Here is an 18,235-nt window from a genome sequence, read left to right as displayed (position 1 = left end):
AGTGCTTACTCGCTGTCACCCTCTTCCTTGGCGATGGGCGCGAATGCACCGGCAGGGACGGCGCTGGCGACCGGGCTGCAAATATCGCCGTTGCATGCGCTGACGCCAAAGAACCAATCGTCGCCGCGGATCCCATCGAACACCCAGCCGATGGAGGAAACGGCAAACGAAGCCTCATCGTCCGGATCGAGCGTGTCGATTGCAGCGGGTTCAGCCGGCCAGGCCGCCTCGTCAGTCCGGCGCATATAGACACGATAGGAATCCGCGCCTTGCACGGGGCCCCATTCCAACTCGGAATAGGTGAGCACAGCTGCCTGGACCGTTGGCGCAGGTGGCATCGGTGCCTGTGCCAGACGATCAAGTGCCCGCACATTGAGCTGTGTCACCTTGGCGAGATAGGAGAAGTCCATTTCGTCAACGGTGTCGCCGTAGGTGACCCCGTCTTCCACTCGGAGATCCTGGTGCTGGTGTTCATAGTCTTCGACGGCGACAGTGATGCGCACTGCTGGATAGCCTTTTTCGAGGAACGGGATCTGGTCCCCGCCCCGCCCCATGCGATCTGTCCGCCATATCTGGCGAACGTTGAGGCCGCCTTCCGCCGTATCTGCCAGTCCGTCCAGCCAGCGTGAGAGGTTACGGCCGGGACTGTCGTTTTCACCGCCTTCGCGGCGCTGCGCGGCCCGCAAGGCCTCGGTCAGATCGGCACGCGGCCCCTCGGAGAAGACGCGGACATTGTCGGCATCGCAATATCCGTCGCTGCCGCAGCTGTTGCCGACGACATCGTTGTTGAGCACGGCCTTGACGGTATAGCCTTGGCTCTCGACCCAGTCGGCCAGCAGGCGGCCACCATAGAGGCCCTGCTCCTCGCCAGAGAGGAGCGCATAGATGATGGTGGTGGGATAACGCTTACCGGTCAGAACCCGCGCTGCTTCGATAACCAGGGCCGTACCCGAGCCATCGTCGTTCGCGCCAGGGGCATCGCTTTGCCAGTCAAAGGGATCGGTGGCGCGGCTATCGATATGTCCCTGTACGATGACGACTTCCATGGGGCGATCAGTGCCCTTCTGGATGGCCACCGCATTGCGCAACCGGACGGGCTCGGGGATGCGGCGTCCCTGTACCATCCGCTCTGGCAAGACGACTTCCAGACATCCACCGCACTTCTCGGAGATAGCGCGAAACTGGTCTGCGCCCCAATCGACAGCAGCGCCGATCCCGCGTTCCGGGTTATCCTGTTCCGAAAGCGTGTGGCGCGTGCCGAAAGCAACCAGGCGTTCCACGTCTGCCTTGAGACGATCGGCTGACACATTGTCCGCTGGATGATCCTGTGCGGCGAGCGGGGCGGCGATGAGGGCGACGGGGGCGAGTGCGAGTTTCTTCATGCGCGCCTGATGCCTTCCCTCCCGATCAAACACAATACCGGCGAACGACGGCCCGACTGTCAGAAGCGCACAGGCTCTTCACCATAGGCATTCGGGCCGGGATCGGATTTCATGATCCCGAAGATTGCGACAACGATGTAACCGACATAGCCGACCGCGCTGTAGGCATAGATTTGCTGCTGCATGGCCATCGCTTGGCCGGGATCGCTAGCACTCATGACTTGCTGCATGATTTCAACGAGGTGGTCGATCTGCGTGACACTGTAGGCAAGCGCGCCAAGGTGCGGCACTAGGGCCAGCAGCAGGAACCAGCCGGGTTTGCCAGAATCGTGCAGCCGTCGGACAAAAGCAGCGCTGAACAAAACGGTCGACACCAGTCCTGAGACGACCGCGATGTTCATCTGAGTGCGCATCATGCCGCCCATCTCGCTAGCCATGGCAGCCTGCATTTCCGCTTCGTCGGCCCCGCCCTGCGCTGCCTCAAACGCGTTGGAGAACATCTCGATGTAGCTCGGGATTGATGCAATCATGCCCAGTCCGAACTGGACCACAATGATGAACAGCATGAAGTACCAGAAAGTCTGGCGGGAATCCCGACCGCTGAAGTTGGCGAGGTTGGCGAGATTGTATCTAATCGCTCCGAGCATCTCGCCGCCCTCCCCTCAGTAAGCCTTGGCGATATAGATCCACTCAACGGCCGGCTCGCCGGTGAAAATGCAGGTCCCGGTGGTATCCGGCGCATTCATCGGGACGTTGCGGATGGTGAGTTTCAGCTCCTTGAGCTGCTCGACAACCTTCTCAAGCGCTGCTCCAGTGGGCTTGGACCACTGCACTTCGACCCAGCCGGGGAACTTGCGATCCTCGCTGAAATACTCCCGGATCTGGTCGAAAGAGGTGCAGCCACCCACGACATTCCGGTTGCGGCGGGCCTGCGCCTCGCCGAACAGGCTAGCCTGGATCTCGCCCAGCAGCGGCGCGACATTGTCAGCCAATTGCCCCGGCGTTGGTGACTGGAAGGCAGGCTTGCCCGTTTCCAGGTCCCACAGCTGGTCGCGGCGGAGCAGGCTGACGACACCATTTTCCATGTCACGCCCGCCGACCTCGATGATCAGGGGTGCGCCCTTGCGGACCCAATCCCAGCGCTTGGCCGCAGCCTTGCCGGGCTTGTCGTCCAGCAGCACGCGCACGGGTTCGCCCAGCGCGCTTTCAGCCGCCAGCTTGGCATGGAGGTCGCGGCAATAGGCGAGCAACGCTTCGTCTTCGGGCTTCTCGCGCAGCATCGGCAGGATCACCACCTGCCACGGCGCGATCTTCGGCGGAACGCGCAGCCCGTCGTCGTCGCCATGGGTCATGATGACGCCGCCGATCATGCGGGTCGAAACGCCCCAGCTGGTGGTGTGGCAGTATTGTTCGCCGCCTTCCTTGGCCTGGTACTTGATGCCCGATGCCTCGGCGAAATTGGTACCGAGATAGTGGCTGGTGCCGGCCTGCAGCGCCTTGCCGTCCTGCATCATGGCTTCGATCGACCACGTCTCGACAGCGCCGGGGAAACGCTCGTTCTCCGGCTTCTCGCCAGCGATCACCGGCAGCGACAAGTCTTCCTCGGCATGCGCGCGATAGACCTCGAGCATGGTCAGCGTATGCTCCTTGGCCTCTTCGGCAGTGGCGTGGGCGGTATGCCCTTCCTGCCACAGGAACTCACTCGTGCGCAGGAACATGCGGGTACGCATTTCCCAGCGCATCACATTGGCCCACTGGTTGAGTTTCAGCGGCAGGTCCCGCCAACTCTGGATCCAGCGCGCCATGGCATCGCCGATGATTGTCTCCGAGGTCGGGCGGACAACCAGCGGTTCTTCCAGCTTGGCCTCGGGATCGGGAATCAGTCCGCCATCCGGGCCGGCGATCAGGCGGTGGTGAGTGACGACAGCCATTTCCTTGGCAAAGCCATCGACATGCTCGGCCTCGCGCTCGAAATTCGAGAGCGGGATCAGAAGCGGGAAATAGGCATTGTCGTGCCCGGTCGCCTTGATCCGATCATCGAGCAGGCGCTGGATGCGCTCCCAGATACCATAGCCCCAAGGCTTGATGACCATGCAGCCGCGCACACCCGATTCCTCGGCCAACCCGGCTTCGGAAATGACAGCCTGGTACCAGGCGGCAAAATCGTCCTCACGCTTGACGTTGAGGGCGTGGCGGATGTTCGTCACTTTGGAGTATTCCTGTGTTGGAGTATGTTTGAGCGGGATGAGCGGCCTATTTGCCCAACTCGTCCAGCTTCTTCTGCATTTCAGCCATTTGTTGCTTTAGCGCAGCCAGCTCTTCGTCCTTGGCTGCCGACTTGGAAACGGATTTCCCGCCCGGGATAAACGCTTCGCCCATGGCCCGCATCATCGCCATGTTGGTTTCGTGGATCTTCGTCAGCGGATTGGCGGCGAGACCATCGCGAAAGGCCTCCTGCAGCTTCTCGCGATTCTGGCGGAGGTTCTGCATGCTGGCTTCGAGGTAGCTCGGCATCATGGCCTGCATCGAATTGCCATACATCGAGATAATGTCGCGCAGGAAGCTGACCGGCAGCATCTGCTTGCCACTGGTTTCCTCTTCCATGATGATCTGAGTCAGGATCGTGTGGGTAATGTCATCGCCCGATTTGGCATCCACGACCTGAAAATCGACCCCTTCGCGTGTCATCGCGGCCAGATCGTCCAGCGTGATGTAGCTCGAGCTCTGGGTATTGTAGAGGCGACGGTTGGCGTATTTCTTGATGACGACGGTGTCGCCTTCGCTCGCGTTTTTCTTGGCCATGGATGCAACTGCCGTTTCGTTTTTGCTGCGCACAATGCTGCACTGCAATCGGCCTTAGCACCTGCAACATGCACAGCGCAATGCAGCGCAATCAGCGCAGGAATCTTTGCCCAAGAACGGTGAGAAGCTCATACTGTGACAGTCCGCTCGCATGAGAGGCTTCGGGCAAGTGGTAGGGAACATCGAGCCAGTCACCTACCTCGAGCTCCGGCGCAGCTGAGACGTCGACTACCACCATGTCCATCGAGACCTTGCCAAGGATCGCGAGTGCGCGGCCTTCGTGTCGTAGCGTGTTGCCCTTGCCGCCCCAGCTGCGCAGGAAGCCGTCGGCATAGCCAAGCGAGACCGTGCCGACCTGCATGTCGGCAGTAGCGGTGAATTCGCCATTGTAGCCGACGCTTTCTCCGGCCCTCAGACTGGCAAGCTGTATGAGTGCGGCTTTGGGAAAGGCGACCTGTCGAATGTCGTTGGCGAGTTCCGGACGAGGGATGCCGCCATAGAGCGCTAGCCCCGGGCGGGTCAGATCGAAGGCAAAATCGCTCCCCAGCCCAATTCCGGCGCTATTGGCGAGACTCGCCTTGCGAGCTGCAACCTGCCCCAAGACTGACTTGAAAGACGATAGCTGGTTCGAATTTGCCGCGACGTCTTCGTCGGCCGAGGATAGGTGCGACATCAGGACGTCGACATCGAGCGCGGCAATGGCGGGATTGCCGACGTCTTCCGGCCTGATCCCGAGCCGGTGGATGCCGGTGTCCACCATGAGCTGGCACACACCGTTGCCGGCTTCCTTCCATACTTTGGCCTGGTGCAGCGAATTGATCACCGGACGGACCCCGGTGGCAATGGCGTAGGCGGCTTCTTCGGCGGTGTTCGGCCCATGCAGAACTGAAAGCTGCTCCGCCGGGACATGTTTCAGGACCGGTTCTACTTCGCTCCAGTGGGCGACGAAGAAGTCGCGCGCTCCGGCATCACGCAATACCGGGACACAGGTGTCTACTCCAAGTCCGTAGCAATCGGCCTTCACGGCGGCCCCTGCGCGGGCACCGCCGGACAGGCGATCGAGCTTGCGCCAATTGGCAGCCAGCGCCTCGTGGTCGATATCGAGCCGCAAGGTTGGTGTTGGGGGGGCGATGGCCATGCCCTTCTAGCTGTCCGGGTTGTGCTCGAAATCGCGTGGAGGGCCATCGGGTATACCCCACCACAGCACCACGAGCCCGAAGGCCACGACACCGAATGTGTACCACAGCCCGGCGTAAATGTTGCCTGTGGAGGCGACAATGACGCCTGCGATCAGCGGCAGAAACCCACCGAGGTAGCCTGCCCCGATGTGGTAGGGGATCGACATGGAACTGTAGCGGATGCGCGGCGGAAACATTTCCGAAAGAAGCGCAGCGACCGAGCCATAGGTAAGGGCGGAAAGGAGGCCCCACACGAGCAAGATGCCGACAATCCCGGCAAGGTTTGCCAATGGTGGGGATTGCAGGGCGAAGTCGAAACCCCTGGTAGTCAGGGCGCCCTGGATGTCGTCGCGGCGCGCCGCACCGTCACTGTCCCAATCCGGGCCGATAGCAATCGCTTCACCGCCAACTGTCATGCCCAGTTCCGAGCCTGCCTCGACTGAATACCGCACGCCGCTGGAAGTCAGGGTCTGCAGGATATTCCCGCACGGTGACTGAGTCCGCTTGAACAGTTCGGCGAAGGGATCCGTAGTGCACTCCGGACCTGTAACGACCACCGGATTGCGTTCTGCCGCTTCAGAGAGGCCCGGATTGGCGAGACTGCCCATTCCCCAAAACAGCGGGAAGATGAGCAACAACGTCAAGATCGCACCGACCATGATCGGCTTCTTGCGGCCCACCCGGTCAGACCATTTGCCCACGAAAATGTAGAATGACATTGCGATGGTGGCTGCCACCAGCAGGGTCAGTTCGACCGTGAGCGGTTCCAGCCGCATGTCGCGCTGCAGGAAAGACAGGCTGGAGAAGAACGCGGTGTACCAGATTGTCGTGAGGATGCCCGTCACCCCGAACAGGGCGACGAAAATGCGCTTCTTGTTGCCCGGGAAGGTAAAGCTCTCGACGAACGGGTTCTTGGCCGTTTCGCCCGCCTCTTTCATTGCCTGGAACACCGGGCTTTCCGACAGCTTGAGCCGCATCCACAGCGAAATTCCGAGCAGGACCACCGATAGAAGGAACGGAATGCGCCAGCCCCAGGCGGCGAATTCCTCCGCCGGGATCAGCGCCCGGCAACCCAGCACGACAAGGATCGACAAGACAAATCCGCCTACGACGCTGGCCTGGATATAGCTGGTGTAATAGCCCCGTTTTTCGGGCGGCGCGTGCTCGGCAACATAGATCGCCGCACCACCATATTCACCGCCCAGCGCGAGTCCCTGCAGGATGCGTAGCAGGATGACGATGGCGGGTGCCCACAGGCCGATCGAAGCCGCGCTAGGCACAAGTCCCACACCTGCCGTGGCGATCCCCATGAGTGTTACAGTTACGAGGAAGGTATATTTCCGCCCCAACCGGTCACCAAGGAAACCGAACAGTATCGCGCCGAGGGGCCGAAAGCCGAAGCCGATGGCAAACCCCGCCCACACCAGCAAGACCTGCAGTGTTTCGTTGTCGCTCGGGAAGAATGCTGCGCCAATGAGCGCAAACAGCGTGCCGTAGATGAAGAAATCATACCATTCGAAAACCGTCCCGGCAGACGAAGCTGCGATGACGAGGCGGATTTCTTTTTCGGTTGGTTCGCGGCCTTGCAATGCGGCGGCTTCGCTCATAGCTCTCCCCTGGACTGGTTGGCCCTTCCCTAGCGGCGGTCCCTGTCCTTGGAAAGCGCCTCAGCTGCCGCCTTCCACGGCAACAGTATGGCACCGTGACGCCCGGGATAATCGCGCGCGGCAGCGAGGAAATGGAAGTCCGGCCAGTGAGGCATCTCCCCCTCGTCTGCCAACCAAGAGCGAATGGCTTCCAGGGCCCGTTCGATGTCGTCGGAGCGGTTGCCTGTGGCGTGGCGGGCAAATATCGCGGCGCTCGCCTGTCCAATAGCGCAGGCTGCGACCTTGAGCCCGACAGTATCGATAGCGGCGTGCCGATCCAGATACAGGCTCAGTTCGACGGTGCTACCGCAACTTTGCGACCGCGCGCTGCCGTTCAATGGTGACGACGGGTCGAACGGAACCTTAGCGAGTTCAACTGCCAGGCTGAGGATTTGAGGGGTGTAGAGTTGCTCGGCATTTCGAGCTGAGGTCATTGCCCCAGCATCCGCGCCTGAGCTTCCTGTTGCGCGCGCAAGGCTGCCCTGCGCTCCGAGACATACTGCACCATTGCCTCGGTGCTGGCGTTCACCACCGGATAAGTCCGCGCTGTCGTGATCCACACAGGCCGGCCCTGATAGCCCCATACGGTGTCATAGCCGAGGACAAGCAGGGAGAAGGCAAGGATGACCACGATCCCTCCCTTGATGGCGCCGAAGCCAAAGCCAAGGACTCGATCAATTGGGCCAAGCAGGGAACTTCGAGCGCCTTCACCGGCACGACCGGCAATCAGCTTCATCGCTGCGTAGGGAATGAGCAGCAACATCGTGAAAGCAAGGATCGATGCCCCTGTCTGCGTCGGGACGTAGGGCTCAATTCCCTGATAGAGCGGCGTATGAAGATATCGGATCGCAAAGACCACAAGGACCCATGCTGCCAACGACAGCACTTCCTGCACGAAACCGCGCATGAAGCCACCAATCGCGGCGACCCCTACAATGATAAGCACAATGATGTCGAAGCCAGTCATTACAGCTCGGTGACTTAGGTCCTTGCCATGACCCGGTCAACGAGGTTTGCGAGCCGATCCACGCCGGTAAAGCGCATGTTCGCCACCTTCTCTCCGCCGTTTCGAGGTCCGCACCCTGTTGCAAAGCCCAGTTTTGCGGCCTCTCGCAATCGCAGGCCGGCATGCGCCACCGGGCGGACTTCACCTGCAAGCGAGACCTCGCCAAACCAGACCGAGCGTTCCGGCAATGGCTTGTCGGCCAATGCAGAGACGAGAGCCGCTGCAACTGCGAGGTCTGCCGCCGGATCAGACAGGCGATAACCGCCGGCTACGTTGAGATAGACTTCGGCCGAGCTGAAGTTCAGTCCACACCGCGATTCCAGCACCGCAAGCAGCATTGCGAGGCGACCGTTGTCCCAGCCGACAACTGCGCGCCGCGGAGTGGCTCCAGATTGCAAACGCACGATCAGTGCTTGCACTTCGATCAGCACGGGTCGCGTGCCTTCCAGCGCCGGGAAAACCGCGCTGCCAGCCAGCGGTTCGTCGCGGCCCGAGAGGAACAGAAGAGATGGGTTGGCAACTTCCTCCAGCCCCTTGCTGGCCATGGCGAAGACGCCGATTTCATCGACTGCGCCGAAGCGGTTCTTCAGTGCGCGCAGGATTCGGTACTGGTGGCTGCGTTCGCCTTCGAAACTCATGACAACGTCGACCATGTGTTCGAGGACCCGAGGCCCGGCAATATTGCCATCCTTCGTCACATGGCCGACCAACACCAGCGCAACGCCACTCTCCTTGGCATAGCGGATCAGTTCGAAAGCGCAGCCACGAACCTGGCTGACGGTGCCGGGCGCGCCTTCAATGGTGTCGGAATGCATGGTCTGGATGGAATCGATCACCAGCATGGCGGGCGCATCCATCCCGCCTAGCGTGGTGAGGATATCGCGCACCGACGTGCTGGAGGCGAGCTTGAGCGGCGCATCGGCAACGCCGAGTCGCGATGCGCGCATGCGGACCTGACCGGCAGCTTCTTCACCGCTGACGTAAACGACCTGCTGGCCCGCCTTGGCGATATTGGCGGCAGCTTGCAGCAGCAGGGTCGACTTGCCGATGCCGGGATCGCCGCCCATCAGGATCGCACAGCCCGGGACCAGACCCCCACCCAATGCCCGGTCAAACTCTGCCAGCCCGGTCGTCCGCCGGACAAGTTCGTCACCGGGCTGGTTAAGATCGACAAACTCGATCGCCCGCCCGCCGCTCGACAGGTCATGTTTCTGGGAAAACACCGTCGCCGGTACGTCTTCGACCAGTGAGTTCCACTCCGCACAATCGGCGCATTGCCCTTGCCAACGATGTGCGACGGCCCCGCAGGCCTGACATACATAGCGCTTCTTGGTCTTTGCCATGGCCAAGCGATAAACAGAACATTTGCAGAACGCAATTGCCAAGTGCGCCCGGCCTCGCCACTATCCGCATATGCGGCAAAAGGAACTTCGTATTGCGCTTGTCTGCTACGGTGGGGTCAGCCTCGCTGTATACATGCACGGCGTAACGAAAGAGCTGTGGCATCTGGCAAGGGCCAGCCGCGCTCACCACGCGGATGACATTGCGCCGATGGGTAGCGCGCATGTCTACGCCGAGCTGTTGCGGACTATCGAAGAGGACAAGGGGCTGCGCTTGCGGGTGTTGCCCGATATCCTGAGCGGCGCCAGCGCAGGCGGCATCAATGCGGTGTTCCTCGCGCAGGCCATCCATTCAGGCGCTTCGCTCGAGCCATTGACCGAGCTTTGGCTGGACAATGCCGATGTCGACCGGCTGATCGATCCCGATGCCCGTCCGCTGTGGCGCTTCGCCAAGTTCTGGGCGCAGCCGATTGCCTGGTGGTTGCTCAATCGGCCAGGCAATGCCGTCACCGAAAGCGTGGCTGAGGAGACCCGCGATGAAGTGCGGATGAAGGTTTCGCGCTTCATCCGCAGTCGCTGGTTCCAACCGCCCTTCTCCGGTCTCGGCATGTCGAAGCTGCTCTACAATGCCCTGCAGGCGATGAGCGAAGCCGTGCCCGGCCCGCCTCTGTTGCCGCCGGGGCATCCGATAGACCTGTTTGTCACCGCCACCGATTTTCGCGGCTATCTGGAAACGCTGCGCCTCCATAGCCCGGCGCTGGTCGAGGAAAGCGAACATCGCATGCCGGTTTCGTTCCATGCTCATGCCAGCAAGGAAAGCGGGCAGATGCTGGCCGATCCGCTTGAACTGACGCTGGCGGCGCGTGCAACCTCCAGCTTCCCGGGCGCATTTCCCCCATTGATGCTGGCTGAGATCGATCAGCTTGCCAAAGATCTGGACCGCCAATGGCGGACCCGTGAGGCTTTCCTGAAACGGATCATGCCTGCGCACGTGCGGCTAGAGACAACCTGCTCGGTGTCACTGATCGACGGTTCCGTGCTGGTCAATCGTCCGTTCGGCGGGGCCATCGAGGCTCTTCGGGGCCGACCCGCGCATCGTGAAGTCGACCGCCGCTTCGTCTATATCGACCCTCGCCCCGATCGCTTCGGGTCGATCAGGGAATCCGATGATCGCGATGTCGGTTTCTTCGCCGCCATCTTCGGTTCGCTTTCGACCATTCCGCGGGAACAGCCGATCCGCGACAACCTCGAAGCGCTGGAAGAACAGTCGCGAGAGGCAGAGCGGCTGCGCCGCATCATTACCGGCATGCGGCCCGGGATAGAGGATGCCATAGAGCGTCTGTTCGGTCGTACATTCTTCCTCGACAGCCCCACGCCCAAGCGCCTTGTGGCGTGGCGCAACAAGGCGCAGCAAGCAGCTGCCGAGAGCGCTGGATACGCTTTCCATGCCTATGCGCAGACCAAGTTCACCGGAATCGTGGAGCGACTAGGCGAGCTGGTCCACGAAGCCGCTCCGCACCTGCAATTGCCCGACGCAGTGCCGATCATCGATGTTCTGCGCGATGAGCTGAATCGCCGAGGTCTTTCCAGCCTGACGCTCGCGAGCGGCGGGGCAACGCAAGAGGCCATCGCCTTCTTCCGGTCGCACGATCTCGGATTCCGTATCAGGCGTTTGCGCCTGCTCGCCCGGCGCCTGTCTCGCGACTGGGACGCAGACCCTGAACTCGATGATGAGGCCCTCGATGAAGCACGCGAGGCTATCTACGAGATCCTGGCGCTCTATTTCGGTCGCGAGGGTCTGGATAACATGGGCCCAGATTTTCCGATGCTGGCAAACAAGGTCTTCGAGGATCCGGGCGCGGTCATCGATGCGTTCGCGGACAAGCACCTGCTGCCATCAGTCGATGCCCAGGCCGAAGAAATGCTCGCAGCTGCGATGCAGGCCATGCCCAAGAACCTGCGGCGGCGGATGCTGCTGACCTATCTCGGTTTCCCGTTCTACGATGTCGCGACCTTGCCGTTGCTCGGGCAGGACGGATTGACGGAATTCGATCCCGTCAAGGTCGACCGGATCAGCCCCGACGATGCTCGCACCATCCGCGAGGGAGGGACACGGGCGACGTTGCGCGGGATCGAATTCTACAACTTCGGTGCGTTCTTCAGTCGCGACTATCGTGAGAACGACTATCTGTGGGGCCGCCTGCACGGGGCCGAACGGATGGTGGACCTGGTCTGCTCAACCCTCGACCAGCCCTTGCCGGAGGATCGCTGTCGCAGTTTCAAGCGCGACGCATTCGTTGCAATCCTCGACGAGGAAGAGGCGGCGGGGCGCTGTGAAAAAAGCCTGATCGCGCAGCTCCGGTCCGAAGTGGCAGAGCGGCTTGGCTAGCCGGCTCTTCAGTCCATGCTGTTCCAGATAGCCGTGACGAAGCTGTCCTTGCTGATGAAGCCTTCGCCGCGATTGAAATCTGCCAGCGGATCGGCTGCAACTGCTTCTTCCAGTGTCTTGCCTTCGTCCCTGAGAGCCTTCACCCGCGCCACAGCATCGCCGACCATCGCCCGGTAAACGACCAGTTCTGCCTTGTTGGACATCGGGCCATGACCGGGGATGACCTTGGTCTCGTCGTCGATCATCCGGATGACCGTGTCGAGTGAGTTCATGGCATTGAACACATTGCCGCCTGAAGCGACATCGATGAAGGGATAGCCGGGGATCTTGAAATAGAGATCGCCCATGTGGACGATGTTGTCCTCGCGCCAGAAGATAACACTGTCGCCATCGGTGTGGCCACCGCCGACGAACATGACGTCGACAGTGTCGCCATTGACGTTGAGCGTCAGCCCCTGGTCATAGGTGACGACCGGCAGCGCTTCCTTGGGTGCTGGCGGGATGGGCCGCTCTCCCTGGCGTCCTTCCAGCAATCGCACGCGCACGTTCTTCTGTGCGAAGATGAGGGCGCCCTTCTTGCCGAGGTTCTCGTTCCCGCCCGTGTGATCGCCATGGTAATGGGTGTTGATGAGGAACTTGACCGGATCGGCACCCAGTTCGGCGATCGCAGCTTCAATCTTGTCGGTCAGCGGCGCGAACTGGTCGTCGATCAGGATCGTGCCGTCTTCGCCATAGCTCACGCCGAGATTGCCAGCGCGCCCGCTGATGAGGACCGCCACACCCGGTGCGAGGGGTATGGTTTCGAATTCGACCTCATCCCAATTGGTTTGCGCGCTCGCTGGCGCGGCAAGGGCGAACAGCGACAGGCATGCAAGCGTAGCGGCAGTTTTCATGGCAATCCCCTTTTCCATCCCAATACGAACGGACAGTACGAGGGTTCCTGCTACCGGTACTAAGCGCCGAATGCATCCTTGAGTTTGTCGAAGAATCCGCGGCTCTGCGGGCATTCGTCCCCAGTCTCCGTCTCGCGGAACTGCTCCAGGATAGCCTTCTGGTCCTTCGACAGCCTGGTGGGCGTTTCCACGATCACTTCAACGACGAGATCGCCCCGCCCGCGCCCTTGTAGCACAGGCATGCCTGCACCACGTTTGCGCAGCTGCTTGCCTGACTGGATCCCGACCGGGATCTCGATCTCGTTGGTCGATCCGTCCAGGTCTGGAATGTTGACGCAGCCGCCGAGCGCAGCTGTCGTGAAACTGACGGGCACGCGAGTGATCAGCGATGTCCCCTCACGTTCGAACACATCGTGCTTCTTCACATGCAGGAAAATGTACAAGTCACCTGGAGGCGCACCGCGCGGGCCGGCCTCTCCCTTGCCGTTCAGGCGGATGCGCGTGCCGGTATCGACCCCGCGCGGGATATCGATTTTCAGTGCCTGTGGCTTGTCTACGCGGCCTTCCCCGCGGCAGCTGTGGCAGGGGTCTTCCAATACTTCGCCGCGGCCATGGCAGTTGGGGCACGGCCGCTCGACCATGAAGAAACCCTGCTGGGCACGGACCTTGCCATAGCCGTTGCATAGGTTGCAGCCGCGCGTACTGGTGCCGGGCTCGGCTCCCGAGCCGCTGCAGGTATCGCAAGCGACCGAAACTTCGATCTCGATCTCCGTTTCCTTGCCATGGAATGCATCGTCGAGCGTGATTTCCATGTCGTAGCGCAGGTCCGCGCCGCGCTGAGGGCGTTGCCGCCCGCCGCCACCGAAGGCGCTGCCGAAAATGGTCTCGAAGATATCACCGATATCGCCGAAATCGGGCCCACCGGCACCACCACCGGGGCCGCCGTTCTGGAAGGCGGCATGGCCGAAGCGATCATAGGCGGCGCGCTTTTGCGGGTCCTTGAGGACCTCATAGGCGGCACCCACCGCCTTGAAATGAGCTTCCGCCTCCGCGTCACCCGGATTGCGGTCCGGGTGATACTTCATGGCGAGCTTGCGATAGGCAGACTTGATCGCCCCATCATCTGCGCCGCGATCAACACCCAGCAATTCGTAAAGGTCGGCTTCGGCTGACATGTACTACCCCGTCCCCGTAAAACTCAGGCCGCCATCGATGGCGAAACATCGACGGCGGCCCGGATTTTCATCAGGACATCAGCCCTTGTTGTCTTCGTCGACTTCCGAGAATTCGGCGTCGACCACTTCCTCGTCGTCTTTCTTGGCTTCGCCTTCGCCGGCGTCGCCTTCGGCAGAGGCATTGGCCTGCTCCTGCTCGTAGATCGACTGGCCCATCTTCATGGCCACTTCGGTCAGCGCCTGCGCCTTGGCGTTGATGGCGTCGACATCTTCGCCTTCGAGCGCGGCCTTGGCTTCTGCCAGCGCCGCTTCGACGTCGCTCTTGAGCGAAGCGTCGATCTTGTCGCCGTGTTCTTCGAGCTGCTTTTCTGTCGCGTGGACCAGGCTGTCGGCCTGGTTGCGGGCTTCAGCCGCTTCCTTGCGCTTCTTGTCTTCTTCGGCAAACTTCTCGGCGTCCTGCACCATCTGATCGATGTCAGCTTCCGAGAGGCCGCCTGAGGCCTGGATCTTGATCTGCTGTTCCTTGCCAGTGCCCTTGTCCTTGGCGCTGACGTTGACGATGCCGTTGGCGTCGATATCGAAGGTGACTTCGATCTGCGGTACGCCGCGCGGAGCGGCCGGGATCCCGACGAGGTCGAAATTACCGAGCAGCTTGTTGTCTGCCGCCATCTCGCGCTCGCCTTGCAGCACGCGGATGGTCACCGCGTTCTGATTGTCTTCAGCGGTCGAGTAAGTCTGCGTCTTCTTGGTCGGGATCGTCGTGTTACGGTCGATCATGCGGGTGAAGACACCGCCCAGCGTTTCGATGCCCAGCGAAAGCGGGGTCACGTCGAGCAGCAACACGTCCTTGACGTCGCCCTGCAGCACGCCGGCCTGGATCGCGGCACCCATGGCCACGACTTCGTCCGGGTTGACGCCGGTGTGCGGATCCTTGCCGAAGAAGTCCTTCACCACTTCGCGAACCTTGGGCATGCGGGTCATCCCGCCGACGAGGATCACTTCGTCGACGCCGCCCTTTTCAATGCCGGCATCGGCCAGCGCCTTCTTGCACGGCTCGAGCGTCCGCTTGACGAGATCGCCGACCAGCTGCTCGAGCTTCGAACGGCTGATGGTTTCCACGAGGTGCAGCGGGGTCGAGCTGCCACCTTCCATGCGAGCGGTGATGAAGGGCAGGTTGACTTCGGTCGAGGCCGAGCTGGAAAGCTCGATCTTGGCCTTTTCAGCCGCTTCCTTGAGACGCTGGAGGGCGAGCTTGTCGGCCTTCAGGTCCATGTTTTCCTTCTTCTTGAACTCGTCGGCGAGATATTCGACGATGGCATTGTCGAAGTCTTCGCCGCCGAGGAACGTGTCGCCATTGGTCGACTTCACTTCGAATACGCCGTCACCGATCTCGAGGATCGAGACGTCGAAGGTGCCGCCGCCAAGGTCATAGACGGCGATGGTCTTGCCATCGTCCTTGTCCATCCCATAGGCGAGCGCGGCTGCGGTCGGCTCGTTGATGATGCGCAGCACTTCGAGGCCCGCGATCTGGCCGGCATCCTTGGTTGCCTGGCGCTGGGCGTCGTTGAAATATGCGGGAACGGTGATGACCGCCTGCGTCACGGTTTCGCCGAGGTAACCTTCGGCGGTTTCCTTCATTTTCTGCAGGATGAAGGCCGAGATCTGGCTGGGCGAATATTGTTCGCCACCGGCCTCGACCCATGCATCGCCATTCTTGCCCTTGACGATGTTGTAGGGGACGATTTCCATGTCCTTCTTGGTCATGGGATCATCGAACCGGCGCCCGATCAGGCGCTTGATCGCGAACAGCGTGTTGTCAGGGTTGGTGACGGCCTGGCGCTTGGCAGGCTGGCCGATCAGGCGCTCGCCATCCTTGGTGAAAGCAACGATCGACGGCGTGGTGCGCGCGCCTTCCGAATTCTCGATGACCTTGGGCTTGCCGCCATCCATAACGGATACGCAGCTGTTGGTGGTGCCGAGGTCGATCCCGATTACTTTGCTCATTTCTACCCCATCAGTAGTCGTTTGTTGGACGCTGCACGGTGGACCTCCCGATCATCGGCAAGGCCGCTTGGCAGCTCGGATTGTGAGGCGGATATAGGTGCGGTTTTGCTTGGCACAAGGGATCGGGATGCCTAGAATCCGAACATTCTCGACGAGGGACATTTCTTGCAATGAAACACGCTTTTGCCGCCTTGACCCTGTTTGCATCCGCGATGGGACTGGCGGGCTGTGACGAAATGGAGTCAGGAACGCGGACCGAAATCGAGATCAGCGAGGGCCGTCTCGTCCTGCCAGCCGTGGAGGGTAATCCTGCTGCGGTCTACTTCACCATCACCTACGACGGCGACGGCGAGGCGACGATCGATGGGGTGGAAGTTGAAGGTGCACAGATGGCGATGATGCATGACGTAGAAAAGGAGGACGGCGTAACGCGCATGGTCCCGCTCAAGCCAACGACGCTCTCCGACGGGGCTTCTGTCGAATTCGCCCCAGGCGGCAAACATGTCATGGCGATGAAGCTCGATGAGTCCGTTCAGTCCGGTGATCTGGTCGATGTGACGCTCACGTTTTCAGATCGCGACGATCTGGTCTTTCCGGTGAAGGTCCAGGCAATCGGGGAGTCGGAGTAGGTTTGAGCCACGGCCACGACCATCACGAGCCGGACTTCTGCCCGATAGGGGGTGAGCGGCGATTGACCGAGGGTGAGGTCGCGCTTGCACACGGGGTCTTCGGCGATGCCATTCGCTATGACAAGGTCACGATCCGTCGCCGCAAGTGGTGGCCCTTCCAGCCACGCAAGACGACCATGGCACCGCGCGGACATCTCCATTTCCACCCTCGCGGCGAAAGCTATTGCGATGATTTCTCGCTGGCAGATTTCTACAAACGCGGTCATTTCATTCATGAGATGACGCATGTCTGGCAGACCCAGCAGAAGGGTGATTGGTACCTGCCGCTCCATCGTCATCCCTTTTGCCGCTACGACTATTCTCTCAAGCCGGGTTGGAAGCTCGAGCAATATGGCATCGAGCAGCAAGCCGAGATCGTGAAGCATGCCTTCTGGCTGCGCACGGGGATCAAGGTTGGCGGTGTCGGCGATTCTGCGGCCTACGACCTGTTGGTGAATTTCCCTGGTGCCACGCTCTGACACTACCGACTTTTTACCGTAGCGATCTTGTGCAATCCGGTTTCAATTGATACCGGATTGCCGTCCAAGCGGCCCAACCCGCGCTTGGCCAAAGAGTCTCAACAATGGAGCTTAAAGACTACGGTTTGAGCCGCGAACGCGGTTACCTTTCGCATTACGAGATCGACGTGATCACCCTGCCCTCGCACCTTGCCAGCGTGCGCGAAGCCGCCGGAAACCTCTCCGGCCTGCTCTCGACCGGCAGGGTTCGCCACTGGCTCGACCAGCTGCCCGATCCGGGACTCGAAGAATGGGCGCGCGAGGCTCGCGATGAAGAAGTTCGCACCGCGATGGTGCACTATTCCTTCCTCGTGCAGGCCTATGTCTGGGGCGAAGCCACCCCGCCCGCCTTCCTCCCGGCGAACCTTGCCAGACCGATGGTGGCGGTATCCGACCGGTTGGGACAGGCTCCGTTGCTCCCCTACTCCGGCTATGTCCTCGACAACTGGGCGAGGCTGGACAAATCCGGTCCGATCGCGCTCGACAATATCTATATGTACCAGAACTTCGTCGGCGGAGATGACGAGAACTGGTTCGTGATGATCCACGTCGCGATAGAGGCCGAAGCCGGTGTCCTGCTGGATAATGCGGCGAAGCTGGTCAGTGTCGCGAAAAACGGCGATGATGCCGAGGCGGAGCGCCTGCTCGTGGAGATGGATCAGGCATGGGAACGAATCTACGCCCATTTTGCGCGGATGCCCGAGCGCTGCGACCCGTATGTCTATTTCCACCGCGTGCGCCCTTACATCCATGGCTGGGCCAACAACCCGGCGCTGGAACATGGTGGCCTTATTTACGAAGGCGTCGAGAAGCTGGGCGGCAAACCGCAGGCACTGCGTGGGCAAACCGGTAGCCAGTCTTCGATCGTTCCGGCGATGGATGCGTTGTTCAAGGTCGGCCATAGCGACGACCCACTCAAGAGCTTCCTCGACGAGCTCCACCAGTATCGCCCGGTCCAGCACCGCCGCTTCATCGAAGACCTGGCAGCGCACACGACACTGCGTAGCTTCGTCGAAGCATCGGGCAGCCAAAGCCTGAAAGATGCCTTCAACGCGTGTCTCAACCAGTCGGCCCGTTTCCGCACCCGGCACCTGGAATATGCCGCGAGCTACATCAACAAGCAGGCGGGCAGCATTGCAGGGAACGACCCCGATGTCGGCACCGGTGGTACGCCGTTCATGAAATATCTGAAAAAGCACCGCGACGAAAACGCCGCTCAGCTTGTCTGACGAGG

At 61.1% G+C, this 18,235-nt stretch carries 16 protein-coding genes; 4 read left to right on the top strand and 12 right to left on the bottom strand.

All coding sequences use genetic code 11. The features are described from left to right. Positions 1–5 precede the first annotated feature (5 nt). The 9 genes from QPW08_RS09120 to radA all read right to left on the bottom strand — a co-directional run bounded on the left by QPW08_RS09120 (position 6) and on the right by radA (position 9,357). A complete protein-coding gene (locus tag QPW08_RS09120) occupies positions 6–1,382 on the bottom strand; it encodes a M28 family peptidase (protein ID WP_284125504.1) in 1,377 nt (458 codons plus the stop codon). Positions 1,383–1,441: 59 nt separating this feature from the next. After that, complete coding sequence (locus QPW08_RS09115; RefSeq protein ID WP_284125503.1) at positions 1,442–2,029, bottom strand: DUF805 domain-containing protein; 588 nt, start codon at positions 2,027–2,029, stop codon at positions 1,442–1,444. Positions 2,030–2,044: 15 nt separating this feature from the next. Further along, positions 2,045–3,589, bottom strand: coding sequence for a proline--tRNA ligase (proS, locus tag QPW08_RS09110; protein ID WP_284125502.1), 1,545 nt, complete (start codon positions 3,587–3,589; stop codon positions 2,045–2,047). A 46-nt stretch (positions 3,590–3,635) separates the two neighbouring features. Continuing rightward, on the bottom strand, positions 3,636–4,184 hold the full coding sequence (gene phaR, locus QPW08_RS09105; RefSeq protein ID WP_284125501.1) for a polyhydroxyalkanoate synthesis repressor PhaR: 549 nt from the start codon (positions 4,182–4,184) through the stop codon (positions 3,636–3,638). Between the two features lie 91 nt (positions 4,185–4,275). After that, the gene (gene alr / locus QPW08_RS09100; RefSeq protein WP_284125500.1) at positions 4,276–5,322 is read right to left on the bottom strand and encodes an alanine racemase; all 1,047 of its coding nucleotides are present in this window, start codon (positions 5,320–5,322) and stop codon (positions 4,276–4,278) included. Positions 5,323–5,328: 6 nt separating this feature from the next. Next, on the bottom strand, positions 5,329–6,969 hold the full coding sequence (locus QPW08_RS09095) for an MFS transporter (protein WP_284125499.1): 1,641 nt from the start codon (positions 6,967–6,969) through the stop codon (positions 5,329–5,331). 29 nt (positions 6,970–6,998) lie between these two features. Continuing rightward, a complete protein-coding gene (locus QPW08_RS09090) occupies positions 6,999–7,442 on the bottom strand; it encodes an iron-sulfur cluster assembly scaffold protein (RefSeq protein ID WP_284125498.1) in 444 nt (147 codons plus the stop codon). Next, positions 7,439–7,975: a CvpA family protein gene (locus tag QPW08_RS09085; protein ID WP_284125497.1), complete on the bottom strand. Its 537-nt coding sequence runs from the start codon at positions 7,973–7,975 to the stop codon at positions 7,439–7,441. The genes QPW08_RS09090 and QPW08_RS09085 overlap by 4 nt, the downstream gene beginning before the upstream one ends. Before the next feature lie 14 nt (positions 7,976–7,989). Next, complete coding sequence (gene radA / locus QPW08_RS09080; RefSeq protein WP_284125496.1) at positions 7,990–9,357, bottom strand: DNA repair protein RadA; 1,368 nt, start codon at positions 9,355–9,357, stop codon at positions 7,990–7,992. 70 nt (positions 9,358–9,427) lie between these two features. Between radA and QPW08_RS09075 the strand changes: the two genes are divergently transcribed. Beyond that, complete coding sequence (locus QPW08_RS09075) at positions 9,428–11,743, top strand: patatin-like protein (protein WP_284125494.1); 2,316 nt, start codon at positions 9,428–9,430, stop codon at positions 11,741–11,743. A gap of 8 nt (positions 11,744–11,751) precedes the next feature. Here the strand turns inward: QPW08_RS09075 and QPW08_RS09070 are convergent, their stop codons facing one another. From QPW08_RS09070 to dnaK, 3 genes are all read right to left on the bottom strand, one after another. Then, a complete protein-coding gene (locus QPW08_RS09070; RefSeq protein WP_284125492.1) occupies positions 11,752–12,636 on the bottom strand; it encodes an MBL fold metallo-hydrolase in 885 nt (294 codons plus the stop codon). A gap of 59 nt (positions 12,637–12,695) precedes the next feature. After that, positions 12,696–13,811 (bottom strand): molecular chaperone DnaJ, encoded by a 1,116-nt coding sequence (dnaJ, locus tag QPW08_RS09065; RefSeq protein ID WP_284125490.1) that lies wholly within the window; start codon positions 13,809–13,811, stop codon positions 12,696–12,698. A gap of 78 nt (positions 13,812–13,889) precedes the next feature. Beyond that, the gene (gene dnaK, locus QPW08_RS09060) at positions 13,890–15,815 is read right to left on the bottom strand and encodes a molecular chaperone DnaK (protein ID WP_284125488.1); all 1,926 of its coding nucleotides are present in this window, start codon (positions 15,813–15,815) and stop codon (positions 13,890–13,892) included. A 170-nt stretch (positions 15,816–15,985) separates the two neighbouring features. Between dnaK and QPW08_RS09055 the strand changes: the two genes are divergently transcribed. The 3 genes from QPW08_RS09055 (at position 15,986) to QPW08_RS09045 (ending at position 18,230) form a co-directional block, all read left to right on the top strand. Next, complete coding sequence (locus tag QPW08_RS09055; RefSeq protein ID WP_284125486.1) at positions 15,986–16,444, top strand: copper chaperone PCu(A)C; 459 nt, start codon at positions 15,986–15,988, stop codon at positions 16,442–16,444. 62 nt (positions 16,445–16,506) lie between these two features. Then, positions 16,507–16,962, top strand: coding sequence for a vgr related protein (locus tag QPW08_RS09050; RefSeq protein WP_284125484.1), 456 nt, complete (start codon positions 16,507–16,509; stop codon positions 16,960–16,962). Between the two features lie 104 nt (positions 16,963–17,066). Continuing rightward, positions 17,067–18,230 carry a PrnB family protein gene (locus QPW08_RS09045; protein WP_284125482.1) on the top strand — a complete coding sequence of 388 codons (1,164 nt, stop codon included), beginning with the start codon at positions 17,067–17,069 and terminating at the stop codon, positions 18,228–18,230. The last annotated feature ends 5 nt before the right edge of the window (positions 18,231–18,235 follow it).

Source organism: Parerythrobacter aestuarii (assembly GCF_030140925.1).
Lineage (GTDB): Bacteria > Pseudomonadota > Alphaproteobacteria > Sphingomonadales > Sphingomonadaceae > Parerythrobacter > Parerythrobacter aestuarii.
This window is presented reverse-complemented; position numbering and strand designations above follow the sequence as displayed.